Source organism: Microbacterium sp. NPDC091382 (genome assembly GCF_044757025.1).
GTDB lineage: Bacteria > Actinomycetota > Actinomycetes > Actinomycetales > Microbacteriaceae > Microbacterium.
Genome location: NZ_JBIVUD010000001.1, coordinates 782,287 through 805,450, shown reverse-complemented (window position 1 = coordinate 805,450; position 23,164 = coordinate 782,287). Strand labels below are relative to the sequence as shown.

Below are 23,164 nucleotides of genomic sequence, written 5' to 3'. Positions count from 1 at the left end.
TCGCGGCCCGGTCGGCGTCGTCACCGTTCGACGATCGCGAAACCACCGGCGGGAAGGGTCACAGCACCGGAGCGGTCCTTCGTCACACGGACCTCGCGGCCGCGGTCGTCGTAGACCGCGAGAGCGCCTGCCCCCACCGCGACCCTCTGCGGCGAGCGCGCCGCGGAGTGTACGAGCTCGGTGCGGGCACCGCCGTCGCCCTCGAGGACGAGGCGCGAGACGAACGGCCGGATGAGGATGCCGTCGAGCTGCAGGTCCCCTCGGGTCGACACGACGCGGACCTCTCCGCTCGACCGCGGCAGCGCCTTCTGCAGCGTGTGAGGGTGCATGGCGCCCGGGGCCGGCGAGATCCCCTGCCGCGGCCCCGTCAGCTGCAGCGCCCCCAATCGGGCGCGGCCGCCCGTCCAGGTGGAGGAGGTCCGTTCGCCGGTCTCCGACCAGACCACCGGCTCGACCCACCGATCGGATGCGGCCGTGTCGACGTCGAACACAGCGATGTCCCCCCTCGACAGGGTGAGCTTGTCGCCCGACCAGCTCGATTCGCCCGTCCATGACTCAGGGGTCGAGATCTCGCCCGTCGTGTTCACCGCGTCCTCGGCTTCGATCCACGACAGACCCTCTCGGTCCGTGACCTCGGTCAGGGCGACCGCCTGACGCCTGACCGCCGGGTTCGCATCGAGCGCGAGAGCGGTGAGCAGCCCGTGGATGGTGGACTCCGCGCCGCTGTTGCGGTTGACGGTGCCATCCGGCTGCAGGCCGTCGAAGGTCACTCCGGTCGCCGGGTCGTACATCCGCTGCCCCGCGTGGTTCGCACCGAAGAACCAGGCAGCCTGCATCGCGGCGAGGCTCTCGAACCCGTCCGAACCGGTCGCCTTCGTGACACCCAGCAGCGACTGCACCCGTGAGTCCGCGCCGTAGGCGATCTGCACCCGATCGACGGGACTCGGGTTCCACCCGTTGTCGGGTCCACCGGCGGTGAGGAGGGTCGGCGTGAAGGTGGACGCGTCCGCGATCGCGGGGCGAGCGAGCGCCCGATCCTTCAGCGCGACGGATGCCGCGGCCAGCGCGGCGGGCATCTGCGAGCCCCAGGCGTGCCAGATCGCCGGGGATTCGGCCCATGGCAGCACGGCGTCGTAGGGCCACTCCCGGGCGGAACCGTCGGACATCGCGGCGATGCCCGTAGCGAGCTGGCGCAGCGCCTTCGCGGCCGCTCGGTCAGGGCCCGCTCCGACACGTGCCGCCAACCCGAGCACGGCCTCTGCCGAGGCATCCGCTCCGTTCGTGATGAGCCACGTCGGGACGCGTTTGCCGTCCGAGACCGTCCACGTGCCGTATCTCGAGAGGACCTGACGGTTCAACGCGCCGAGGGAGAGGTCGAACCGGTCGTCGAGGAAGGCGGCGAAAGCGGGGTCCTCGTCCTTGAACGCGGCGTAGCCCTCGCCGAGAGCCCAGAGGGTGCGGGCGAGCCAATAGCTCGGTCCGCTGTCCGACGGGTCGGGGAGCTCGACCGGTTCGGGCGAAGGGTTGAAGGTGCCGTCGGGCTGCATCCACAGGACGACGTTGCCGGCATCCGGTCCCTCGGTGGTCTGGAAGTACGCGACCGAACGGAGCAGCTCGTAGGCGGTGTCGCGGCTGTCTTCGTCGCCCGTGAGCTCCCAGTGGCGGATGTAGACCACGGCGGCGCGGGTGATGTCGTCGGCGTTGTACGCCCCCTGCCCCCAGTACCCGGTCTCGGGATCGAGGGGTCCGCCGCCCACCCGCTCGAAGGTCCCGCCGTCGCGGGCGTCGGCGTAGGTCCACGGCATGACGAGGGCGGGCTCGTCGGACTGCCGGTAGGTGCTGTGCCCCTCGACGTCGGCGGGCGGCGTCGCTTCGTCGAGCAGGAAATCGAGGTGCGCGAGGTTCGTGACCGGCGGATCGGCAGGCGCGGCGGCGGCGGAAGTGACGCCGAGCGGGACGGTGAGGGCGAGCGCGGCCACCGCGGTGAGGCCGACGGTCCTCGCACGACGGTGTGCAGAGGTGTTCACGGAAGGTTCCTTTCGGGTGCGGTGCCGTTCTCCGGATCAGTCGTCCGTTCGCCGCCCGGGGCGGGTGGAGCGAGCGATCTCTCCGGAGAACGGCACGCGATCAGTCGGTGCGCTCCAGCAGGGCGACGCCGATCTTGGAGTCGGCCATGCCGTAGAACACGAACAGGCGACCGTCGACCTCTTCGATCGCGGTCGGGAAGACGACGTTCGGCACGATGCCGCTCCGCTCGTCGTCTGTCTCCGGGGCGAGCAGCGGCTCCGGAGTGCGGGCGACGACCTTCGAGGGGTCGTCGGCGTCGAGGATGATGGCGCCTGCGGCGTAGTTGACCTTCTGCTGCTGCGCGAACGCGCTCTCGAGGACGCCGGTCACACCGTGGTGGAGCACGAGCCATCCCTCGGGAATCCGTCGCGGCGGCGGCCCGCCGCCGATCTTGAGCGCCTCGAACGGGAACTCCGGGCCGGCGACGAAGCGGTGCTGCTCCCACAGGGTCAGCGCGGCGAGGTCCTCGCGCACGGCGTCGAGCGGGATGTAGCTGATCCAGATCGACTGCCGCTCGTCGTCGACGCCTGCGGGCACGCGCACACCCTGTCCGGGCTTCGTCTCGCCGAGGTCCCACATGGGGCGGTGCAGGACGGCGAGCGCCTCGCGTCCGTCGGGTGCGGTGACCGACTCGGGGAAGAACACGGTGTCCTTGTTGTGGAACAGGTTCAGATCCATATCGAGGTCGTCCTGATAGCGGAACAGCGCCGGCCCCAGTCGGCGCCACTCCCTCAGGTCGCTCGACACCGCGACCGCCGTTCGGGGGCCGAGCGGCCCGTACGCGACGTAGGTCATGACGTGCAACCCCAGGGTTTCGACCCAGGTGACCCGGGGGTCTTCGACGCCCGCGTTGCCGACCCCGCGTTCCCACCCGCGGTCGGGTTCGAGGACCACGCCCTCGCGCTCGACACCGGTCGGCACGCCGTCCTCGACGACGACGCGGGCGAGGCCTACGCGCGAGACGTTGCCGTCGGCGACGAGTCGGGGCAGCAGGTACAGCTCCCCGTCGGGGCCGCGGCCGGAACCGGGGTTCAGCACCCCCTCGACTTCGTTCGGATCGCCCGCGGCGGGGGTCATCACGACCCCCACGCGGGTGAGTCGGTAGGGCACGTGGGTCTCGGTGGGCATGGTCAACCTTTCACTCCGGATCCGAGGTCGTTGGACGTGAAGTAACGCTGGAACACGAGGAACAGCGCCACGGCGGGCGCGGCCAGCACGACGGCGCCGGCCATCATCGCCCCGAACGGGTTCGCGGTGGATGCCGCGATGTTCGAGATGAAGTTGGCGAGGGACACCGCGAGCGGCTGCATGCCGGCATCCTTCGTGATGAGGAACGGCCAGAGGAACTCGTTCCACGGACCGATGAAGGTCAGCAGCACGACCGTCAGGAGGGCCGGTCTCACCAGGGGCAGCGCCACGCTCCACAGCAGACGGAACTCGTTCGAGCCGTCGATGCGAGCGGCGTCAAAGAGCTCCTTGGGGAGCTGCAGGAAGTACTGCCGGAAGATCACGACCGCGGTCGAGTTGATGAAGAACGGCAGGATCATTCCGAGGTAGCTGTCGGCCAGGCCGTAGTCGCGGGCGATCATGACGTAGAGCGGGATCATGAGCAGCTGGAACGGCACGACCTGAACCAGGAGCGCCAGCGCGAACGTCGCCCCCCGTCCCCGCCAGCGCAGGATCGCCAGGGCGTACCCGGCCAGGACGCCGAAGACGACCGTGCCGAGGATCACCCCGCCGGTGAAGATCCCGGAGTTGACGAGCCCCTGCAGCAGGTCGATGCGGCCGTTGATGGCGGCGTAGTTGTCGAGGGTCAGGTTCGCCGGGTTCGGGAACGCGCCCGCCGGCGACGGGTCGACGTTCGTCTGCAGCGAGCCGACGATCATGTAGAAGAAGGGGAACAGGAACGCCAGCGCGCCGATCGACAGCGCCGTGTACATCGCGATCTTCGAACCGAGCGCACGCTTCATCGCTCCTCGCCTCCCACGAGCTTGCGCTGCACGGCAGCGATGACGAGCACGAAGACGATGAGCACGACCCCGATCGCCGCGGCGACATCGGGATTCTGCTGCTCGATCCCGCGCTGATACATGAGCAGCACCGGCGAGGTCGAGGCCCCGTTGGGACCGCCGCCACCGGTGAGAAGGTACGGCTCGGTGAAGAGGTTCGCCCCGGTGATCGTGGCGAGGAGCACGACCAGCAGGGTCGCCGGACGGACGCTCGGAACGGTCACCGAGAAGAACTGGCGAAGCCTGCCGCCGCCGTCCATCGACACCGATTCGTACAGCTCACGGGGCACGTTCTGCAACGCCGCGAGGTACAGCAGGATGTAGAACCCGAGCCCCTTCCACGTCACGAAGAACGCGATCGTCGGCATCGCGAGCGCCGAGTTCACAAGCCAGGACGGATCCGGGGCGAGCGGCCCGAGCAGGTTGTTGACGAGCCCGCCCCGAGCGAAGAGGAAGAGCCACACCGCGACGACGGCGACGGATGCCGTGACGTACGGCACGTAGTAGCTCACCCGGAAGAACGTCCGCGCCTTCGTGACCCGGTCGAGCGCCGTCGCCAGCAGGATCGACAGCACGACCGTCAGCGGCACGTTGATGACCAGGAAGATGCCGACGTTGCCGAACGACCGCCAGACCTCGGGGTCGCTGAGCGCCGTGACATAGTTCGCGAAGCCGACGAACGGGCGATCGACGACCGCGCCGGGAGCGGCGAAGAAGTAGTCCTGGAACGACATCCATACGGCGAACACGACCGGGTAGGCGAAGACCACCAGGACGAAGACGATGTACGGCGCCGAGAAGAGCAGCCCGTGCGGCTGAGCGCCGAAGAGCCGGTGGAGGATGCCGCGGCGAGGCGCGGCATCCTTCCCGCTCTTCTCGGGGGCGGGACCGCGGGCCGCGCCGGGATCGGACCCGGCGCGACCCGGGACGACGGCAGTCATCTCAGCCCGCCGACGCCAGCTTGTCGACCTCTGCCGCCGTGTCGGAGAGGAACTGATCGACCGGCGTCTCGCCGAAGATGACCGACTTCGAGTAGCCGTCACGGAAGGCCTGCCAGATCTCCACCGACCCGATGACGTTCGGGACCTCGACCGTGCGCGCTGCCTGGTCGCCGAACTGCTCGTAGGCGGGGTTGTCGGCGAAGTAGTCCGGGTACGTTCCGGTCAGGTCCTTGCGCAGCGGCATCTGGCCGGTGGCCTTCAGCCACTCGCCGTCCTGTTCCTCGCTCGTGGCGAACTTCAGCAGGTCCCACGCCGTGCCCCTGTTCTTGCAGGCGGTGAACATGCCGACGTTCTTCGCGTCGCTGAAGGTCCAGGTGTCGCCGGCCGACGTGCCGTCCTTCGTCGGCACGGGAACCGCTCCCCAGTCGATGGAGTCGCCGTACACGCTGATCGCCCAGGGCCCGACGATCGCCATGGCGGCGTACGCGTCGGCGAACGCGTCGCCCTGGTACTGCTCATTGCCGGCGAGCTGCTCTTCGTAGAGGGTCCGCCAGAAGTCGGCGACCGCCTTGCCGTTGTCGTCGTCGAAGGTGGCCTTGCCGTCCTCGAGCAGCGGAGTCCCACCCGTCTGCGCGGCGTACAGCGGATAGAAATCGAACCAGGACTGGAAGAACTCGCTCGTCGGCGCCGGGTTGATCGCGTACTCCGAGACGCCCTTCTCCTTGAGCGTCCGGGCGGTGTCGAGGAACTCGTCGTAGGTGGACAGCTTCGGGTTCTCCGGGTCGAGCCCCGCCTTCTCGAAGAGGGTCTTGTTGTAGAAGATCATCACCGGGTTCGACTTCCACGGCAGCTGGTAGAAGTCGCCGTCGTCGGAGCGGTACTGATCCGCGAGGTCGCCGCTGCGCGCGGTGATGTAGTCGTCGCCGTCCTCGAACGTCGAGAGGTCGACGAGTCCGCCCTGACGCTGGAAGCCAGGCACGGCCGCCGGGGAGGTGTTGAACACGAGACAGGGTGCGTTTCCGGCGGTGATCGCGGCACCGATGACCTCTTCGCTCGACGCGCCGGCGGGGATCTCCTGCGCCGTGACCTGTTCGTCGGGGTGGTCGGCGTTCCATGCCTCGACCATCTTCTTGCCCCAGCCGATCTCGGCCTCGTTGTTGGAGTACCAGATGGTGATGTCGCCGCGGCTCTCGAGGTCGCCGCCACCACCTCCCCCGCCACCGCCGCACGCGGTGAGGGCGAGCACACCGGCTGCGCCGGCTGCCGTGATGAGGATGCGTCGTTGCATGTCCTGCTCCTTCGTTCGTGTCCTGTCGTGCTCTCTTGCTGTCGGCGGGCGCGCGTCACGCGGCCGCGGGAGGTGCCGTCGAACCCCGGACGGCGAGGGTGGGATCTGGCAGGTCGATGTGGGCGGGCGCGTCGCCGGCGATCGCGGCGAGGAGCGTCCGCGCGGCGACGACGCCCCATCCGCGGGCGTCCGTCGCCACGCTCGTGAGGGCGGGGTGCACCCACCGCCCGATCTCGGTGTCGTCGAACCCCGTGATCGCGAGGTCCTCGGGCACGCGCAATCCGCGCCGGTGGGCGACGCCCATCCCGGCGACCGCCATGCTGTCGTTCGCGTAAATGATCCCCGTCGGTGGAGCGGCCCCGTCCAGAAGGGATGCCGTGGCCCGGGCGCCGTCGGCGGCGCTGAAGTCGGTCTCCACGACGGCGACGTCGAGACCGGCGACATCCGCAGACTCGAGGAACGCGTCGCGACGGTGCTGAGCGTGGAGCATGCCGGCGGGGCCCGCGACGTGAGCGACGCGGCGGTGCCCGAGGCCGGCGAGATGCTCGACGGCGAGGCGAATGCCGGCGCCGTCGTCCGACGAGACCGAGGCGAAGGGCGAGTCGATGTCGGGGACGCCGAGGGTGACCGCAGGGATGGACAGCTCGGCGAGGAGCGCGATACGCGGGTCGGACACGCGGATGTCGGTGAGGATGACGCCGTCCACCCGGCGGTCGGCGGCGAGCGACCGGTAGGTGTCCGCCTCATGCCGACCCGGGTTCGCGACGGCGAGCACGAGAGCCTGCCCTGTGACGGAGAACTCGTCCTCGAGCCCCGCGATGAAGGACGGGAAGAAGGGGTCGGCGGCGATGACGTCGGGGCTGCGACCGATGACGAGCCCGCACGCGAATGCGCGACCGACGCTGAGGGAGCGGGCGCTCAGGCTCGGGGTCCACCCGAGGTGGGCGGCTGCCTCCATGATGCGCTGCCGCGTGTCGGCGGCGACGCCGGGACGGCCGTTCAGCGCAAAGGAGACGAGGCCCTTGCTGACGCCCGCCGCGCGCGCGACATCCGCGATCGTGGGACGGGTCTCCGGCGGCATCGGTCACTCCTTCGTGGCGAACCCGTTCTACTAAACCGGTTCAGGCGACGAAAAAGCAAGACCTTGACTTTCGAGGGAGGCGCGCGAGTGCGCCCGCGATCACCGCGGGCGCACCGCGACCACGCCCGCATCGCCCCGCATCGCCCCGTGCAGCGCACCAGGTGGCCCGCCATGCCCGTCGGCCACATCATGTGCGCCGGACGAGACCCCATCTTCCGCACCGCGCACGACGTGTGGTCTCGTCGCGAGCACATGATGTGGACCGAGGAAGACCCGGCCGGGACACGCGGGACCTGCGCACGCGCGGACGTGCCGCGACCGCTACTTGACGAGCGGGAAGAGGATCGTCTCGCGGATGCCGAGTCCGGTGATCGCCATGAGCAGTCGGTCGATGCCCATGCCCATGCCGCCGGTGGGAGGCATGCCGTGCTCGAGGGCGCGCAGGAACTCCTCGTCCACGCGCATCGCCTCGTCGTCACCGCGCGCGGCGAGCTTCGCCTGCTCGACGAAGCGTTCGCGCTGGATGACGGGGTCGACGAGCTCGGAATAGCCGGTCGCGAGCTCGAAGCCGCGGACGTAGAGGTCCCACTTCTCGACGACGCCCGGGATGCTGCGGTGCTCGCGCACGAGCGGAGAGGTGTCGAGCGGGAAGTCCATGACGAACGTCGGACGCTCGAGGCCGCCCTTCACGAAGTGCTCCCACAGCTCCTCGACGAGCTTGCCGTGGGTCGCGATCTTCTCGGGCACCTCGACGCCCGCCTCGGTGGCGAGTGCCTGCAGGTCCTCGAACGACGTCTCGGGCGTGACCGTGCGACCGGCGGCATCCGACAGCGACTCGTACATCGAGATGCGGTCCCACTGACCGCCGAGGTCGTACTCGGTGCCGTCGGCCCACGTGACGGTGGTCGAGCCGGCGACCGCGATCGCGGCGTTCTGGATCAGCTCCTGGGTCAGGTCGGCGATCCCGTTGTAGTCGCTGTAGGACTGGTACGCCTCGAGCATCGCGAACTCGGGGCTGTGCGTGGAGTCGGCGCCCTCGTTGCGGAAGTTGCGGTTGATCTCGTAGACGCGGTCGATGCCGCCGACGACGGCGCGCTTGAGGAAGAGCTCCGGCGCGATGCGGAGGTACAGCTCGGTGTCGAACGCGTTCGAGTGCGTGACGAACGGGCGAGCCGCGGCGCCGCCGTGCTGCACCTGCAGCATCGGGGTCTCGACCTCGAGGAAGCCGTGCGCGTCGAACGTGCGACGCAGCGACGCGTTGACCTTGGCACGCGCGACGACGGTCTCGCGGGCGGTGTCGCGCACGATCAGGTCGAGGAAGCGCGAGCGTACGCGGCTCTCCTCGCTCAGCTCGGAGTGCAGGTTCGGGAGGGGCAGCAGCGCCTTCGCCGCGATGGTCCAGTCGGTGACCATGATCGACAGCTCGCCGCGCCGGCTCGAGATGACCTGGCCGGTCACCGAGAGGTGGTCTCCGAGGTCGACGAGCTCCTTCCACGCCTGCAGCGACTCGTCGCCCACCTCGGCGAGGGAGACCATGGCCTGGATGCGGCTGCCGTCGCCCGCCTGGAGCGCGGCGAAACAGAGCTTGCCGGTGTTGCGGCTGAAGACGATACGCCCGGCGACCGACGCGGTCTCACCGGTCTCGTCGCCCGCCTCGAGCGAGGCGAACCGCTCACGCAGGGCCGAGATCGTGTCGGTGACGGGCACCGAGACCGGGTAGGCACCGCCGGCGGCATCCGTTCGTTCGCTCAGCAGCCGGTCCCGCTTGGCGAGACGGACCGCCTTCTGCTCGATGACGTCCTCTTCGGTCGTCTCTGCGGGCGTGGGCGCGGACGCGTCGGTCATGTTCGGGGGCTCCTCGGGGATTCGACCCTTCAGTCTATCGGCGGGGTCCCGTGCGGTTTCCGAGCGGATGCCGGTCGCCGCCGCGCCCGCACCCCGGACTCAGCGGCGCGGGGTCCAGCCGGGCGGACGGGGATCGCCGCCGGCCGCGCGCTCGGCGTCGAACGCGGCCGACCAGCCCTGTGCGGCATCCACCGCGTCGAAGCCGCCCCGCGCGACGCGGAACCCGACGTCGTCATGCGTCATGCGCGGGCCGCCGCCCCGGCGCGTTCCAGCTCGGACGCTCCAGGCATCGTCGGCGAAACCGCCGCCGCGGAAGACCCGGTAATCGTCGTAGCGCTCGGTGTCGAGGAAGTCCCAGCACCACTCCCAGACGTTCCCGAGGGTGTCGAACAGGCCGTTCAGGTTCGGGAGCTTGCCGCCGACCGGCTGCGGCGACGTCACACCGTCGCCCGCCGTCCACGCGACCTCGGCGAGCGGACCGTAGTGCGGTCCGGTCGAACCCGCACGGCACGCGTACTCCCACTCGGCCTCAGTCGGCAGCCGGAAGCCGTCGCTGTCGACGTGCCACCGCACCTCTTCGCCGTCCACGGCATAGGCAGGGTCGACCCCCTCCCACTCGGACAGCGCGTTGCAGAATCGGACGGCACGCAGCCAGCTCACCCCGACGGCGGGACGGCGGGGGTGGGATGCCGAGACCCCGATCACCTCGGAGAGCTGCTCCTCCGTGACGGGGTAGACGCCGATCTCGAACGGCTCGAGCGCGACGCTCCAGCGTCGGCGGCGGCGGGCGTCATGGAGTTCCACGCTGCCCGCCGGGATGCGGGCGAGCTCGACGTCGCTCACGGCAGCGGCGGTCCGTCACCGAGCGACGGGGCCGCAGCACTCAGCGCCCGGTCGATCGTCGTGTGGACGAGGGCAGACAGGTATCGAGACGGATCGTCGACGCCTGCCCCGCGCAGCAGATCGGCCGCCTGCTGGACGATGGAGGACGAGAACGCGGTCGCCGTCGAGATCGCCTCGCCGTACGCGGCCCGGTCGGCGTCGGCGACGACGACCGGCTCGCACCCCATCTCGACGGCGAGCGCCTGCGCGATCGGGAGGACGGCGGCGGGCGCCGTCACCGCGGCGTACGCGTCCTTGAGGGCCCGCAGGTCGGTCGAGGTGCCCGTGAAGGCGATGGCGGGATGAATGGCGACGGGAATCGCCCCTCGTCCCGCCGCCGGGGCGAGCACCTGAGTGCCGTGCGCGGCATCCGTGTGCATCACGATCTGCCCCACCTGCCAGGCGCCGAGCTCGGCGAGGCCCGACACGAGGCCGGGCAGTTCATCGTGCGGGACAGCGAGGACAACGAGCTCGCTGCGACGGATCACCTCTTCGGCGCTGACGCGCGGCACGTCGGGGAGGATCGCCTCGACCCGGTCGTCGTCGGAGCCCGCGGTGATCCCGGTGAGCGCGTGCCCTGCCCCCGCCAGCGCCGCAGCCACGACGGGACCGACGCGACCGGCGCCGATGACACCGACACCGAGGCGTCCCTCCCGGGTCACCGGTCCACCGCAGGTGGCGCCGGTGGCGCAGACGGCGCCCACGCCGACGGCGCGGACGAGCCGGGCGCCTCGGGCGGCGTGAGGGACGGCGCGGCTTCCGGCCACTCCACCTCCACCGCTTTCCGCTCGCCCCCGTCCGTCGACGACGAGCTCTCGGCGGATGCCTCGGCCACCGCGGCGGCCGTGATCGCGTTCCACTGGGCATAGGCCTGCTCGTGGTCGAGCGACTCGATCGTCCCCGAGACCGGTCCCATCACGGTGTGGCCGGTGATGGCGGCGAGCCCCAGACGTCGAGCGAGTGGCCCCTGCGAGATGCGCACCGACTGCAGCCGCGCGAGCGGCAGGATCGTGAGCTTCGGCCAAAGGCGCCCCGTGCGCATGAGCACCGCCTGCGGCAGGACGAGGATGCCGTTGCGCCGCCACGTGAGCGGATCGATGACACGCGCCCGAGCGGGCGATGTGAGGTACCCGTCACCGTCACGCGGACCGTGCAGGCCCGCGTCGAGGAGCGCCGCGTCGATGGGCAGCGAGGGCAGGAGCAGCCGCAGGACGCGCTCGACGTCGGTCTGCGTGCCGATGGGCAGCACATCGCCCATCTGCGCGGCCGACGCGTCACTGGCGGAGCGCCCCGACAGCTTGTTGACACGGATGCGGTACCAGCCGCCCCACCGCCACAGCAGCGGCTGGCGGATGTCCACGGCGTGCACCCGCCCCGGCGGCAGGGTCTCGGTGACGGTGGTCAGGAGTCCGAACGTGATGCGCACCCCCGCCGACGACGGCGCGATCGAGTACCGCACCGTCTTGATGAACTGGCGGATCGCGTACGTCCCGAAGCCGATCGCGGCCGGAATGGAGGCACCGAGGGCCGGGATGATCCAGACCGGCTGTAGAACCAGGCCGACGATCACGGCGACCACGATCAGCACGAACCAGATTGTCGACCCCGACAGAAGTCCCGCCAGGATGAGGCGCGACATCGGCACACGCACGATCGATTCGGGCGCCGTTCCGTCGTCGTCGACGCCGTCCACGATCTCGCTGAGACCGGCGCTGACCCGTGAGCTCAGGCGGCCGCCCGCAGCGGCGGGACGGGTCTCGGCATCCTTCGCCCGATGCCCCGACGCGAGACGGAGGATGTCGCCGCGCACGGTCTCGGCGTTGCGGGTCGACAGGTACTCGAGCTTGACGTTCGCGTCGAGGCCCGCGCCGACGACCTCGAGCTTCGCGAGCCCGACGAGACGGGCGAGGGCCGGACGGGTCAGGTTGACGCCCTGCACGCGGTCGAGCGGCGCGCGGCGATGCGTGCGGAACAGCACGCCGCTGCGCACCTCGACCTCGTCGCCCGTGATGCGGAAGGTATGGAACCGCCACGCCATCCAGAAGATCGCCACGAGGACGACGAGTCCGACGACGACCACGACGATCGCCTGCACGGCGATGCCGTTCTGCAAGACGAAGTCGACGGGATCCTCCTCGTCGTACCTGAAGTTCTCGGGCAGGAAGAAGGCGATGAGGCGGTCGCGCAGGTTGGCGACCAGGATGCCGATGATGACGATGAGCGTCAGTCCGCCGCGCAGGAGGGGCGACAGCGGATGCATCCGGTGCCACTCGCCGTCGCTCATGTCGGAGTTCACCGCAGCAGGCGGCGGTGCCGACGCGTACTCCGCGGGCGGGAGCTGCGGGTCGAGATCGCTCACAGACCGGTCCGCCGGGTCTCAGCCACCTCGATGAGCGTGTCGCGCAGCTGCTCCGCATCGGCCTGCGGCAGGCCGGGGATCGTGACGCCGGTCGATGCCGCTGCGGTGACGAGCTTCAGCTGGGCGATGCCCAGCATCCGATCGAGAGGACCGTGGGTGATGTCGACGAGCTGGAGACGACCGTACGGGACCGACACCATGCGCTGCCAGAGGATGCCGCGACGGAAGACCAGGTCGTCCTCCCGCAGCTGGTACCCGATCGACCGCGCCTGGCGTGGCGTGACGATGAGGGCGACGAGCGCGACGGCGAACATGATGGCGCCGGGGATGAAGGGCCACGTCGCCTCGAACATGAGCCAGAGGGTGAGGACCGCAGCGGCCGCCAGCACCATCAGCACGAGATAGCCGACGATCTGCCCGATCACGTACTTGCGTGACAGCTGTCGCCACTCGCCGTCGCCCAGCGGCAACCGGGACGCCCCGCGAGGCTCGAGGATGGAGGTGAAGGTCTCGTCAGTCGGAGTGGGAGAGCCCGTAGCCGGGTTCCTCGGGTCCGGGCTGGTCGTCATCATCGTCCTTCCGGATGGTGCACAGGTGTTCGGCGACGAGGGCGGCGCCGACGAGGAGCAGCCCGCCCCCCAGCGCGGCGACCACCGCACCCGTCGAGCCTAACGACGGCGACACCGGTCGTGTGAGAACGAAGACGAGAAGTCCCCCGGCGAAGCCGGCGACGAGCGCCCCGACGATGCTCGACGCCTTCGCCATCATGGCGATGCGGAGCGCTTGAAAGGGGTCCACCGGAGCCGCCGCGCCCACCGTCGCGCGGCGAACGGGGATGGCGGCGATGACCACGGCAGCCCCCAGGGCGACCAGCAGGATGGGCAGCAGGGGCGACGGCGTGAAGCTCGGATGCCCCATCCCGGTGAGGATCTGGTCGACGAAGAAGCCGGCGATACCGGCGACGACGGCGACCGCGATCAGCAGGAGCGGCTTCGTGCGGGTCATGCGGTCCCCCCGGGCAGCACGGCCCGCAGGTCGGCCACCCTGCCGACGCCAGGCAGAACCGCATCCGGGTCGATGCTCAGCCACGGGTCGAGCACGAAATCCCGCTCCGCGGCGCGAGGGTGCGGCAGCACGAGCGCCGGATCGTCGGAGCGCACGTCCCCGTACGCGATGAGGTCGAGGTCCAGGGTGCGGCTCCCCCACCGCTCCCGGCGTTCCCGCCCGTGACGCCCTTCGATCGCGTGCAGATACCCGAGCAGCAGGCTCGGAGCGAGCCTCGTGTCGACCAGCGCGACCGTGTTCAGGTATCGGGGGGCGTCGGCGTCCGGCCCTCCGAGGGTGATCGCGACGGACTCGATCGGATCGGCGGCGGCGACCAGGGTCGTCAGCGGCAGCCGGCCGAGGTCGGCGATCGCCTCGTCGATGGTGCCGGCGCGGTCACCCAGGTTCGCCCCCAGCGCGATGACGGCGCGGTGGGCGGGACCCGCCGCGCGCGGTTCCCGCGGCGGCATGCCTTCAGCCAGTCGGCGATTCATGCGCGGGACCTCCGCACCGTGACGGCGACGTCGCCGAACGGGACCGGGATCGGTGCGGCCGGCTTGTGCACCGTCACCGCGACGGCGTCGACCAGCGACCAGCCCGATAGCACGGCGGTCGCGATGCGCTCGGCGACGGTCTCGATGAGATCGACCGGGTCGCCCGCGAGGATCGCGGCTACCCGCTCGGCGACCTCGCCGTAGTGGACGGTGTCGGTGACGTCGTCGGTGGCGGCGGCTCGAGCCAGCGACAGCGAGAGGGTCAGGTCGGCGACGAACTCCTGCCCGTCACGGCGCTCGTGCTCGTAGACGCCGTGGAACCCGGTGGCGCGGATGCCGGTGATCGCGATCTCGTCGGTCGTCATCCTTCACCCTCCCACGCCGTCCGCACCGCGAGGGCGAGGCGCGTCGCGGCGACGTCGTGCACGCGCACCGCCCAGGCTCCGGCCTGCGCGGCGAGGACGCTGGTGACGGCCGTGGCGAGGTCGAGGTCGCCCTCGCCGGTGAGGTCGATGCCCGCGCCGGATGCGGCGACCGCCAGCATCCGTTTGCGACTCGTCCCGACGAGCACTCGGTGTCCACCGCCCACGAGACGACCGAGGCCGCGGACGACCTGCCAGTTCTGCTCGGGCGTCTTGCCGAAGCCGAAGCCCGGGTCGACGATGATGCGCTGATCCGGGATGCCGGCCGCCCGAGCGGCGGCGACGCGCTCACCGAGCTCACCGATCACCTCGGCGACGATGTCGTCGTAGACGGCGGTGCCGTACATGTCGGCGGAGTGCCCGCGCCAGTGCTGCAGGACGACATCCGCGTCGGTGCCGGCCACCGCCGTGAGCATGTCGGGATCGGCGAGTCCGCCCGAGACGTCGTTGACGATGTGCGCACCGGCGGAGACCGCAGCGACCGCTGTCGCGGCGTTCATCGTGTCGACGCTGATCGTCGCGCCATCGGCGGCGAGAGCCTCGATGACGGGCAGGATGCGTGCCTGTTCGTCGGCGGGTGCCACCCGGGTCGCACCGGGGCGCGTCGATTCCCCGCCGATGTCGAGCAGGTCCGCCCCACCGGCGAGGAGCGCACGGCCGTGGGCGACCGCGGCGTCGTGGGACGCATACCGTCCGCCGTCGCTGAAGGAGTCCGGCGTGACGTTCACGACCCCCATGACGAGGGTCACGTCCGGCCGCCCGTCAGCAGCGCGATCGCCTCGGCGCGCTCGGCCGGCTCGGTGAAGCGCCCGCGGGCCGCGACGGTGACGGTGGATGCCGACGGCTGCCGTCCCCCGCGCATCGTGACGCACTCGTGCACGGCGTCGAGCACGACGAGCACTCCGCGGGTGTCGATCGATCCGGCGATCGCATCGGCGATCTGCTCCCCCAGGCGCTCCTGCACCTGCGGACGCGCCGCGAGGATGTCGATCACCTTCGGCAGTGCGCCGAGCCCGACCACCTGCTCGCCGGGGAGGTAGGCGACGTGCGCGTACCCCGCGAACGGGAGGAGATGGTGCTCGCACATGGACCGGAACCGGATGTCGCGCAGCATGACCGCACCCGACGGCAATGTGTCAGGGGCCGGGCCGCGGCTGACCGAGATGGTGTGCGCGAGCGGCTCTGCGGCATCCTCACCCACACCCGAGAAGAACTCCGCGTACGCATCGGCGACACGCTGCGGAGTGAGCTTCAGGCCGGGACGTTCCGGGTCCTCGCCGATGGCGACGAGGAGTTCCCGCACCAGTTCGGAGACGCGCTCGCGGTCGACCGCCATGCGCGCCGCCTCAGGCCGTCGCGGGTCGAGCCTGCCCGGTCGCGTGACGCGCCGGCGAGGTCTCGGGTGCCGTCTGCTCTGCCTCGGTGTTCGCCGCGACCGGAGCCTCGGCCCGACGCGGCACCTCGACCGGCGGAAGCGTCGAGACGGGACGCTCGCTGCTCGAGAGCCACTGCGGGCGCGGGGGCAGGCGCTTGACGTCCTTGAAGATCTCGGCGAGCTCGATGTGGTCGAGCGTCTCCTTCTCGAGCAGGGCGAGGGCGAGGCGGTCGAGGACCTCGCGGTTCTCGTTGATCACCTGGTACGCCTCGTTGTGCGCCTGCTCGATGAGGCCGCGCACCTGGGAGTCGACGCGCTCCGCGATCCGCTCGCTGAAGTCGCGGCCGTGACCCATGTCGCGACCCATGAAGACCTCACCCGACGACGAGCCGAGCTTCACCGGTCCGACCTCGGTGGTCATGCCGTACTCGGTGACCATCTTGCGGGCGATGCCGGTCGCCTTCTCGATGTCGTTCGAGGCGCCCGTGGTCGGGTCGTGGAAGACGATCTCCTCGGCGACGCGGCCGCCCATCGCGTACGTCAGCTGGTCCTGCAACTCGTTGCGGGTGACGGAGTACTTGTCGTCCAGCGGCAGCACCATGGTGTATCCGAGGGCCTTGCCGCGCGGGAGGATCGTGACCTTCGTGACGGGGTCGGTGTGGTTCATCGCCGCGGCGGCGAGGGCGTGGCCGCCCTCGTGATACGCCGTGATCAGCTTCTCCTTGTCCTTCATGACGCGCGTGCGCCGCTGCGGACCGGCGATGACGCGGTCGATCGCCTCGTCGAGTGCGCGCATGTCGATGAGCTGAGCGTTCGAGCGCGCCGTCAGGAGAGCGGCTTCGTTCAGGACGTTCGCGAGGTCGGCACCGGTGAAGCCGGGCGTCTTCCGCGCGATGACGGCGAGATCGACCGAGGGCGAGAGCGGCTTGCCGCGGCCGTGCACCTCGAGGATGCGCTGGCGGCCCTTCAGGTCGGGCGCATCGACACCGATCTGACGGTCGAAGCGGCCCGGGCGCAGGAGCGCAGGGTCGAGGATGTCGGGACGGTTCGTGGCGGCGATGACGAGCACCGACACCTTCGGGTCGAAGCCGTCCATCTCGACGAGCATCTGGTTAAGGGTCTGCTCGCGCTCATCGTGCCCGCCGCCCATGCCGGCGCCGCGGTGGCGACCGACGGCGTCGATCTCGTCGATGAAGATGATGGCCGGAGCGTTCTCCTTGGCCTCCTTGAAGAGGTCGCGGACGCGGCTCGCGCCGACACCCACGAACATCTCGACGAAGTCCGAACCCGAGATCGAGTAGAACGGGACGCCTGCCTCGCCGGCGACGGCGCGCGCGAGCAGGGTCTTGCCGGTTCCGGGAGGGCCGTAGAGCAGGACGCCCTTCGGAATGCGGGCACCGACGGCCTGGAACTTCGCCGGGTCCTTCAGGAAGTCCTTGATCTCCTGCATCTCCTCGATGGCCTCGTCCGAGCCGGCCACGTCGGCGAAGGTGACCGTCGGGGTCTCCTTCGTCACGAGCTTGGCGCGCGACTTGCCGAACTGCATGACCTTGCTGCCGCCGCCCTGGGCGCTCGAGAGCAGCCACCAGAACAGCAGACCGAGGATGAGGATGGGGAGGAGGATCGAGATCAGGCTGCCAAACCAGCTGGTCTGCGGCACGACGTCGTTGTAGCCGTCCTTCGGGGCGGCGGAGTTGACGGCCTGCACCACGGCGTCGGCGCGCTCGGTCACGTAGTAGAACTGGACGTTCGTGGAACCCTCGAACGCCTTGTCCAGCGTGAGGTCGACACGGTTGTCGCCGTCGGTGATGACCGCCTTGCTCACGGTCGTCCCGTCGAGAAGCTTCAGACCCTCCTGCGTCGTGATGCTCTTGGCGCCGGTGAGGTTCGAGATCAGCGTCATGCCGATGATCAAGAGCACGCCGATGAGCACCACGTAGACGAACGGGTTGCGGGAGAGCTTCTTGACGTTCATGGTGCGTTCAGGCTACCCCCGCGGCGCTATGCGAGGTCTGTGCGTTCGTTTTGGGCGTATCAGGAGTACACGTGCGGCGCGAGGACCGCCACGTCGCGGAGGTTCCGGTACTTCTCCGCGAAGTCCAGCCCGTAACCGACGACGAACTCGACGGGGATGTCGAAACCGACGTAACGGCAGTCGATCTCGACCTTCGCAGCCTCCGGCTTGCGCAGCAGCGCGAGCACCTCGATCGAGGCCGCGCCGCGCGAGGCGAAGTTCTCGAGCAGCCAGCTCAGAGTGAGACCGGAGTCGATGATGTCCTCGACGATCAGGACGTGCTTGCCCGAGATGTCGGTGTCGAGGTCCTTCCGGATCTGGACGACACCACTCGACTTGGTACCGGCGCCGTAGGACGACACGGCCATCCAGTCCATTTCCATGGGGCGCTTCAGCGACCGTGCGAAGTCGGCCATCACCATGACGGCACCCTTCAGCACTCCGACGAGCAGCAGATCCTTGCCCTCGTAGTCCGCTTCGACCCGACGGGCGAGCTCTTCGAGCTTGGCCTGGATCTCCTCCTCGGTGACGAGGACATCGGTGAGCTGGTCGGCGATCTCGGCTGCGCGCATTGCAGAAGTCTAAAGACCGAGATCGGATGCCGGTGCCGCGGCGTCCGCTCCGACGCCCGTGAACTCGATCATCGCGCCCGTGCGGCGGGCGCGGCATCCGGGCAGGTCGATCGGGCCCTGGCCCGCCCAGTCGGTGACCAGGCGCGCCACCTCGAGGGTCTGCGTGCGTGTGAGCGAGACGTGGAACTCGCTCGAGACGACGTGGCGGATGATGCGGTGCCGGAGGGCGGGCGGGTTCGCAGCGAGAGCGGCGACCGAGACGGCGATCCCCGCCTCGGCGTGCTCGACGATGTCCTCGATGGTCTCGTCGATCATCTCGTCGAAGGCCGCGGCGTCCTCGCGCAGCTGCGCCGCGGTGCGCACCAGCGCCTCGGCGATGCCTGGCCCGAGCTCCGCCTCGAGCATCGGGAGCACCGTCTCGCGGACGCGGACGCGGGTGTACTTCGGGTCGCGGTTGTGCGGGTCGTCCCACGGCTCGAGTCCCTGCGCGGCGCAGGCTTCTTGTGTGATCGCGCGACGCACGTCGAGCAGGGGGCGCAGCAGGGCGATGCCGCCCAGATCGGATGCCGTCGCCATCCCCTGCAGGCTCCCCGCGCCGGATCCGCGGGCCAACCCCAGGAGCACCGTCTCGGCCTGGTCGTCCAGCGTGTGGCCGACCAGGATCGCCGCGGCCCGGACGTCGTGCGCGGCATCCCTCAGCACGCGGTACCGCGCGTCACGCGCCGCCGCTTCGGGCCCGCCCTCGGTCCCCACCTCGACCCGCACGATCAGCGGGTCGAGTCCGAGCGTCGCCGCGGCACGCCCCGCGGCCGAGGCGACCTCGGCGGAATGCGGCTGCAGGCCGTGATCGACGGTCACGGATGCCGCACGCAGACCGAGCTTCGGCGCCTCGAAGCCGACGGCGGCGGCCAGGGCGAGCGAATCGGCGCCTCCCGAGAGCCCGACGATGACGACGGACCCCTCGGCCAGACCGCTCAGAGCGGCGCGGACGGCGCGGCGGACCTCGGCGACAGCGGGATGCAGTGACGGCACGGCTCCACCGTAGCTTCCGCCGCAGGCCTCTCCCCCGGGGCGGCGTGCCGTTCTCCGGATGAATCACCCGAACAGGAGTCAGGAAGCACGGCGGCCGGCGGTTCTTCCGGAGTTCGGCCCGGCGACGCGCGCCAGTAGGCTGGTCGGCGCATCCCACCGGACTTTCAAAGGAGCACAGGCATGGGCGCGTACGACGCCGTCATCGAGATCCCGCGCGGCAGCCGCGTGAAGTACGAGGTCGACCACGGCACGGGCCGCGTCTTCCTCGACCGCGTTCTGTTCACCCCCATGGGGTACCCCGCGAACTACGGCTTCTTCGAGAACACCCTCGGCGAGGACGGCGACCCGCTCGACGTGCTGGTCCTCCTCGACCGCGAGATCTACCCCGGTGTGCTCGCCAAGGTCCGTCCCGTCGCCGTCCTCAAGATGAGCGACGAGGCGGGCGGTGACGACAAGGTCGTCGCGGTCCTGGCGAAGGACCCGCGCTGGGCGCACATCCAGGACGTCGACGACATCGACGAGTGGACCAAGGGCGAGATCGGCCACTTCTTCGAGCGCTATAAGGACCTCGAGCCCGGCAAGTGGGTCAAGGTCGACGAGTGGGCGAACGCGGCCGAGGCCGAGCGTCTCGTCGCCGAGGCGTTCACGCGCTTCGACGAGCACGAGGGCGAGACCCGTACGCAGGGTGAGGGCGAAGCTCCCAACAGCCTCTGAGGCTCGCAGACGAGAAGGTCGGATGCCGCGCGGCATCCGACCTTCTCGTTTCGGGCACCGCGTCAGACGCTGATGCCGCGTGCGCGCAGGAACGGCGCGGGGTCGATGCGGATTCCGCCGCGGTAGACCTCGAAGTGCAGGTGGCAGCCGGTCGATGCTCCGGTGCTGCCGATGTAGGCGATGGTCTGACCGGCGCGGACGTAGTCGCCGATGCTCACGGCGTATCCGCCGTCGATGATGTGCGCGTAGCCGGTGATGGTGCCGTCGCTGTGGCGGACCTTCACGAAGTTGCCCCATCCGCCGCTGTAGCCGGCGAAGACGACGGTGCCGGGAGCGGCCGCGTAGATGGGCGATCCGCAGGAGCTGGCGAAGTCGATGCCTCGGTGACCGCTCGCCGTGCAGCCGCTCGGGGTGCAGATGCTGCCGCGGACGCCGAACCAGGAACTGATGTAGCCGTGCGCGGGGCGCACCCAGCCCGAGGGCTGGACGACGCCGCCGGTGCTGCCGCCACCGCCGCCACCGCCGCCACCGCTGGATGACCCACCGCCACCGCCGCCGGACGAACCGCCACCGCTGTTGTTCTTGGCTTCTTCCTCGCGCCGACGCTTCTCTTCGGCGAGTCGGCGCTGCTCCGCGAGCTTCGCCCGGCGAAGGGCCTCGGCACGAGCCTTGCGGGCGGCCTCTTCGCGGCGCTTGCGCTCGGCCTCGACGCCGGCCTTGTAGCCGGCGACGGTCTTCGCGGTCGTGTCCCGCAGCGCCTGGAGCTGCGCCTCGAGGACTTCGCGGTGCTCGTTCTGCGCGGCCAGCGCGGCCTGGGCGGCTTCGGCGGCATCCTGTGCTGCCTGCATCTTCTGCTCGGCCTCGGCCTTGCGCTTGTCCCGCTCGTCGCGGGCGACCTGCGCCTGCGCAGCGAGGCTCTTGGCGCTGTCGCGCGCACCGACCGCGTCGGCGTAGACGTCACGGTTGGCCTCGACGAGGCGATCCATCGTCCCGAGGCGACCGAGGAGGTCGTCGGCGGTCGCGGACGAGTCCGAGAAGAACAGGTCGAGGGTCGCGTCGCCCTTGCCCGAGCGGTACTGCTGCGCGGCGAGCACTCCGAGCTTCGACGCGGCCTTCTTGGCCCGTTCCTCTTCGGCGTCGGCCTGAGCCTGGCGCTGATCAGCGAGCGCGGCCGCGTCCTCGTAGGCGATGAGGGCGTCCTGGTACTCGACACCGAGGCGCTCGGCCTCGGCCTGTTTGACGACGACGTCGTTCTCGAGCGAGGAGATGAGGTTCTGGATGCGGGTGATCTCGGCGCCCTTGGCGGACTCGTTCTTGCGCGCCTTCTCGACGTCGTCCCAACTCGGGTAGGACGTGGCGGCGAACGCGGGGAGGGCGAAGCCGATGCCGGTGGATGCCGCAGCCACGCCGAGCGCTCCGAGCCCCAGGACGTTGCGACGGCTGATGCGCGACGAGATCGATCGCATCTCGTCGGCGGTGGGCGCGCAGCCGCAGTCGACGTCGGTCGCTTCGGGTAGGTCGGTCACTGCACACACCCTTCCCTCTGCCAGATGGCGTGGTGATCCGCCCATCACAGTAGCAACACTGGTCACATTCGTCACAGGAAAGCTCGCCGGGGGCGTCGCCATCCTGCCCTCGTCTCGGGCCTCGGAGAGGTCGGCGCGCCCTCGATTCGCACATTCGCGAGGGATCGCATATGCTTGACCCTCGGTAAGCGTGATCCCCCCGGGGTCGCTCGGCCCCATCGTTTAGCGGCCTAGGACGCCGCCCTTTCACGGCGGTAGCACGGGTTCGAATCCCGTTGGGGTCACTCCCACAATTTAATAAGCATGGCCCTGTAGCGCAGTTGGTTAGCGTGCCGCCCTGTCACGGCGGAGGTCGCGGGTTCAAGTCCCGTCAGGGTCGCTCCGAGCGACAGGCCCTTGTCTTCAGCTTCTGTTGAATTCACGGGCCTTTCGTCTAGGACATGGCACCTCTGATGCCATGCGGCTCTGTAGCTCAGTTGGTAGAGCGCACGACTGAAAATCGTGAGGTCACGGGATCGACGCCCGTCGGAGCCACACGGACCGTCGTTACAACGGTCCCAGAAACCCTCGCCTAGCTTCTACATGGCGGGGGTTTTGCTTTGCCCTGGTGAGGGGCTATTTCCACGGACACACAGCGGGCGTCTCCCCGGTCGTTGAGCGAGCGAAGCGAGTCGAAACGGTCCCTCCCGAGGGAGCCGATCCGCGGGCCCCGTCGGCGACTTGGGCCGGTCTGGGGCCGGTTGACGCTCCGATACGGTGCAAACATGGACGCCTCATCGCCTACTGTTCGACAGCTCGCCGACGAACTCGACGTCGACCCGAGGGCTGTTCGCGCGTGGATGCGGCGACAGAACTGGCGGCACCCGGTGGAAGCCGGCACGGCTTGGGCGATGACTGATGGGCAGGCTGAACTCGTTCGCCAGCACTTCGCGCACAGCGACGTTCAATCACCGATAGCAATCCCGACCGATGTCAGCGACGAGCTCGCCGAGATCACCGTGGGTCAGCTGCTCCGCCGCTATGCCGACATCCTGGCGGAGCTCCGCCACCGCGGGCTCGTCCGCACCAACAACGCACCGATTGGCGACCTGGCCGAGTACTGCGCCGCGATGGTGTACGACGGGCTCCTCGCGCCGAATTCCGAGAAGTCCTACGACCTCGTCGCCGATGACGGACGCAAAGTTCAGGTGAAGGTGCGCGCGATTCGTTCAGACACCAGCCCGTCCGCGGTGTTCTCGCCGATTCGCTCCTTCGGCTTCGATGTGTGCATCTTCCTGCTCGTAGACGGCGACAACGACGGAATCATCGCCGCACGCGAGTGGACAGCCAGCGAGGTCCAAGAAGCTGGCAAGCACCGCGCCCACACGAACGGCGTGGTGGTGCGCGTGGGTCAGGTGAGATCCGCCTCCGCTCGCGGGCTCGATCGCATCAGCGAGTTCCAGCGAGCTTGGCAGAAGCTAACCGAGCAGACCCGCTGACCCATCCTCTGCGAGCGTCGC

The 23,164-nt window shown here is 69.8% G+C and carries 22 protein-coding genes and 3 tRNA genes; 5 read left to right on the top strand and 20 right to left on the bottom strand.

The window, feature by feature from the left end:
* Positions 1-20 precede the first annotated feature (20 nt).
* The 19 genes from ACIQLK_RS03910 to tilS form a co-directional block, all read right to left on the bottom strand.
* Positions 21-2,027, bottom strand: coding sequence for a hypothetical protein (locus ACIQLK_RS03910; RefSeq protein WP_400362992.1), 2,007 nt, complete (start codon positions 2,025-2,027; stop codon positions 21-23).
* Positions 2,028-2,127: 100 nt separating this feature from the next.
* Positions 2,128-3,195 carry a glycosidase gene (locus ACIQLK_RS03905; RefSeq protein ID WP_400362991.1) on the bottom strand — a complete coding sequence of 356 codons (1,068 nt, stop codon included), beginning with the start codon at positions 3,193-3,195 and terminating at the stop codon, positions 2,128-2,130.
* A 2-nt stretch (positions 3,196-3,197) separates the two neighbouring features.
* A complete protein-coding gene (locus ACIQLK_RS03900; RefSeq protein WP_400362990.1) occupies positions 3,198-4,037 on the bottom strand; it encodes a carbohydrate ABC transporter permease in 840 nt (279 codons plus the stop codon).
* Positions 4,034-5,017, bottom strand: a complete 984-nt coding sequence (locus ACIQLK_RS03895) for a carbohydrate ABC transporter permease (protein ID WP_400362989.1) — start codon at positions 5,015-5,017, stop codon at positions 4,034-4,036. The genes ACIQLK_RS03900 and ACIQLK_RS03895 overlap by 4 nt, the downstream gene beginning before the upstream one ends.
* Before the next feature lies 1 nt (position 5,018).
* Positions 5,019-6,305 carry an extracellular solute-binding protein gene (locus tag ACIQLK_RS03890; RefSeq protein WP_400362988.1) on the bottom strand — a complete coding sequence of 429 codons (1,287 nt, stop codon included), beginning with the start codon at positions 6,303-6,305 and terminating at the stop codon, positions 5,019-5,021.
* Positions 6,306-6,360: 55 nt separating this feature from the next.
* Complete coding sequence (locus ACIQLK_RS03885; protein WP_400362987.1) at positions 6,361-7,386, bottom strand: LacI family DNA-binding transcriptional regulator; 1,026 nt, start codon at positions 7,384-7,386, stop codon at positions 6,361-6,363.
* 321 nt (positions 7,387-7,707) lie between these two features.
* Positions 7,708-9,231, bottom strand: coding sequence for a lysine--tRNA ligase (gene lysS, locus ACIQLK_RS03880; protein WP_400362986.1), 1,524 nt, complete (start codon positions 9,229-9,231; stop codon positions 7,708-7,710).
* A 99-nt stretch (positions 9,232-9,330) separates the two neighbouring features.
* Positions 9,331-10,074 (bottom strand): formylglycine-generating enzyme family protein, encoded by a 744-nt coding sequence (locus ACIQLK_RS03875; protein ID WP_400362985.1) that lies wholly within the window; start codon positions 10,072-10,074, stop codon positions 9,331-9,333.
* Entirely contained in the window at positions 10,071-10,775 is a 705-nt protein-coding gene (locus ACIQLK_RS03870) for a DUF2520 domain-containing protein (RefSeq protein ID WP_400362984.1), read from the bottom strand. The genes ACIQLK_RS03875 and ACIQLK_RS03870 overlap by 4 nt, the downstream gene beginning before the upstream one ends.
* Complete coding sequence (locus ACIQLK_RS03865) at positions 10,772-12,472, bottom strand: PH domain-containing protein (protein WP_400362983.1); 1,701 nt, start codon at positions 12,470-12,472, stop codon at positions 10,772-10,774. Before ACIQLK_RS03865 ends, ACIQLK_RS03870 begins: the two co-directional genes overlap by 4 nt.
* Positions 12,469-13,041 carry a PH domain-containing protein gene (locus ACIQLK_RS03860; RefSeq protein ID WP_400362982.1) on the bottom strand — a complete coding sequence of 191 codons (573 nt, stop codon included), beginning with the start codon at positions 13,039-13,041 and terminating at the stop codon, positions 12,469-12,471. Before ACIQLK_RS03860 ends, ACIQLK_RS03865 begins: the two co-directional genes overlap by 4 nt.
* Positions 12,986-13,477 carry a DUF3180 domain-containing protein gene (locus ACIQLK_RS03855; protein ID WP_400362981.1) on the bottom strand — a complete coding sequence of 164 codons (492 nt, stop codon included), beginning with the start codon at positions 13,475-13,477 and terminating at the stop codon, positions 12,986-12,988. Before ACIQLK_RS03855 ends, ACIQLK_RS03860 begins: the two co-directional genes overlap by 56 nt.
* Positions 13,474-14,010, bottom strand: coding sequence for a 2-amino-4-hydroxy-6-hydroxymethyldihydropteridine diphosphokinase (folK, locus tag ACIQLK_RS03850; protein WP_400362980.1), 537 nt, complete (start codon positions 14,008-14,010; stop codon positions 13,474-13,476). Before folK ends, ACIQLK_RS03855 begins: the two co-directional genes overlap by 4 nt.
* On the bottom strand, positions 14,007-14,375 hold the full coding sequence (folB, locus tag ACIQLK_RS03845; RefSeq protein WP_400362979.1) for a dihydroneopterin aldolase: 369 nt from the start codon (positions 14,373-14,375) through the stop codon (positions 14,007-14,009). Before folB ends, folK begins: the two co-directional genes overlap by 4 nt.
* Positions 14,372-15,181: a dihydropteroate synthase gene (gene folP / locus ACIQLK_RS03840; protein ID WP_400362978.1), complete on the bottom strand. Its 810-nt coding sequence runs from the start codon at positions 15,179-15,181 to the stop codon at positions 14,372-14,374. The genes folB and folP overlap by 4 nt, the downstream gene beginning before the upstream one ends.
* On the bottom strand, positions 15,178-15,768 hold the full coding sequence (gene folE / locus ACIQLK_RS03835; RefSeq protein ID WP_400362977.1) for a GTP cyclohydrolase I: 591 nt from the start codon (positions 15,766-15,768) through the stop codon (positions 15,178-15,180). The genes folP and folE overlap by 4 nt, the downstream gene beginning before the upstream one ends.
* Positions 15,769-15,778: 10 nt before the next feature.
* Positions 15,779-17,782 carry an ATP-dependent zinc metalloprotease FtsH gene (ftsH, locus tag ACIQLK_RS03830; RefSeq protein ID WP_400362976.1) on the bottom strand — a complete coding sequence of 668 codons (2,004 nt, stop codon included), beginning with the start codon at positions 17,780-17,782 and terminating at the stop codon, positions 15,779-15,781.
* Positions 17,783-17,841: 59 nt separating this feature from the next.
* A complete protein-coding gene (gene hpt, locus ACIQLK_RS03825) occupies positions 17,842-18,393 on the bottom strand; it encodes a hypoxanthine phosphoribosyltransferase (RefSeq protein ID WP_018185762.1) in 552 nt (183 codons plus the stop codon).
* 9 nt (positions 18,394-18,402) lie between these two features.
* A complete protein-coding gene (gene tilS / locus ACIQLK_RS03820) occupies positions 18,403-19,425 on the bottom strand; it encodes a tRNA lysidine(34) synthetase TilS (protein ID WP_400362975.1) in 1,023 nt (340 codons plus the stop codon).
* Between the two features lie 180 nt (positions 19,426-19,605).
* Between tilS and ACIQLK_RS03815 the strand changes: the two genes are divergently transcribed.
* Positions 19,606-20,139 carry an inorganic diphosphatase gene (locus ACIQLK_RS03815; protein WP_400362974.1) on the top strand — a complete coding sequence of 178 codons (534 nt, stop codon included), beginning with the start codon at positions 19,606-19,608 and terminating at the stop codon, positions 20,137-20,139.
* A 62-nt stretch (positions 20,140-20,201) separates the two neighbouring features.
* Here the strand turns inward: ACIQLK_RS03815 and ACIQLK_RS03810 are convergent, their stop codons facing one another.
* Entirely contained in the window at positions 20,202-21,665 is a 1,464-nt protein-coding gene (locus ACIQLK_RS03810; RefSeq protein WP_400362973.1) for a peptidoglycan DD-metalloendopeptidase family protein, read from the bottom strand.
* 211 nt (positions 21,666-21,876) lie between these two features.
* Between ACIQLK_RS03810 and ACIQLK_RS03805 the strand changes: the two genes are divergently transcribed.
* The 4 genes from ACIQLK_RS03805 to ACIQLK_RS03790 all read left to right on the top strand — a co-directional run bounded on the left by ACIQLK_RS03805 (position 21,877) and on the right by ACIQLK_RS03790 (position 23,143).
* Positions 21,877-21,949: transfer RNA gene (locus tag ACIQLK_RS03805), tRNA-Glu, on the top strand.
* A gap of 21 nt (positions 21,950-21,970) precedes the next feature.
* Positions 21,971-22,044: transfer RNA gene (locus ACIQLK_RS03800), tRNA-Asp, on the top strand.
* 82 nt (positions 22,045-22,126) lie between these two features.
* Positions 22,127-22,199 (top strand) — tRNA-Phe (locus ACIQLK_RS03795).
* Positions 22,200-22,531: 332 nt separating this feature from the next.
* A complete protein-coding gene (locus tag ACIQLK_RS03790; RefSeq protein ID WP_400362972.1) occupies positions 22,532-23,143 on the top strand; it encodes a DUF6998 domain-containing protein in 612 nt (203 codons plus the stop codon).
* Positions 23,144-23,164 lie beyond the last annotated feature (21 nt).

Bases quoted from the DNA above. Each gene is read 5' to 3' on its own strand.
- lysS (WP_400362986.1), bottom strand. From the start codon at position 9,231: ATGACCGACGCGTCCGCGCCCACGCCCGCAGAGACGACCGAAGAGGAC.
- hpt (WP_018185762.1), bottom strand. From the start codon at position 18,393: ATGCGCGCAGCCGAGATCGCCGACCAGCTCACCGATGTCCTCGTCACC.
- ACIQLK_RS03890 (WP_400362988.1), bottom strand. From the start codon at position 6,305: ATGCAACGACGCATCCTCATCACGGCAGCCGGCGCAGCCGGTGTGCTC.
- ACIQLK_RS03855 (WP_400362981.1), bottom strand. From the start codon at position 13,477: ATGACCCGCACGAAGCCGCTCCTGCTGATCGCGGTCGCCGTCGTCGCC.
- ACIQLK_RS03905 (WP_400362991.1), bottom strand. From the start codon at position 3,195: ATGCCCACCGAGACCCACGTGCCCTACCGACTCACCCGCGTGGGGGTC.
- folK (WP_400362980.1), bottom strand. From the start codon at position 14,010: ATGAATCGCCGACTGGCTGAAGGCATGCCGCCGCGGGAACCGCGCGCG.
- folE (WP_400362977.1), bottom strand. From the start codon at position 15,768: ATGGCGGTCGACCGCGAGCGCGTCTCCGAACTGGTGCGGGAACTCCTC.
- ACIQLK_RS03860 (WP_400362982.1), bottom strand. From the start codon at position 13,041: ATGACGACCAGCCCGGACCCGAGGAACCCGGCTACGGGCTCTCCCACT.
- ACIQLK_RS03815 (WP_400362974.1), top strand. From the start codon at position 19,606: ATGGGCGCGTACGACGCCGTCATCGAGATCCCGCGCGGCAGCCGCGTG.
- ACIQLK_RS03895 (WP_400362989.1), bottom strand. From the start codon at position 5,017: ATGACTGCCGTCGTCCCGGGTCGCGCCGGGTCCGATCCCGGCGCGGCC.
- ftsH (WP_400362976.1), bottom strand. From the start codon at position 17,782: ATGAACGTCAAGAAGCTCTCCCGCAACCCGTTCGTCTACGTGGTGCTC.
- folB (WP_400362979.1), bottom strand. From the start codon at position 14,375: ATGACGACCGACGAGATCGCGATCACCGGCATCCGCGCCACCGGGTTC.
- ACIQLK_RS03900 (WP_400362990.1), bottom strand. From the start codon at position 4,037: ATGAAGCGTGCGCTCGGTTCGAAGATCGCGATGTACACGGCGCTGTCG.
- ACIQLK_RS03885 (WP_400362987.1), bottom strand. From the start codon at position 7,386: ATGCCGCCGGAGACCCGTCCCACGATCGCGGATGTCGCGCGCGCGGCG.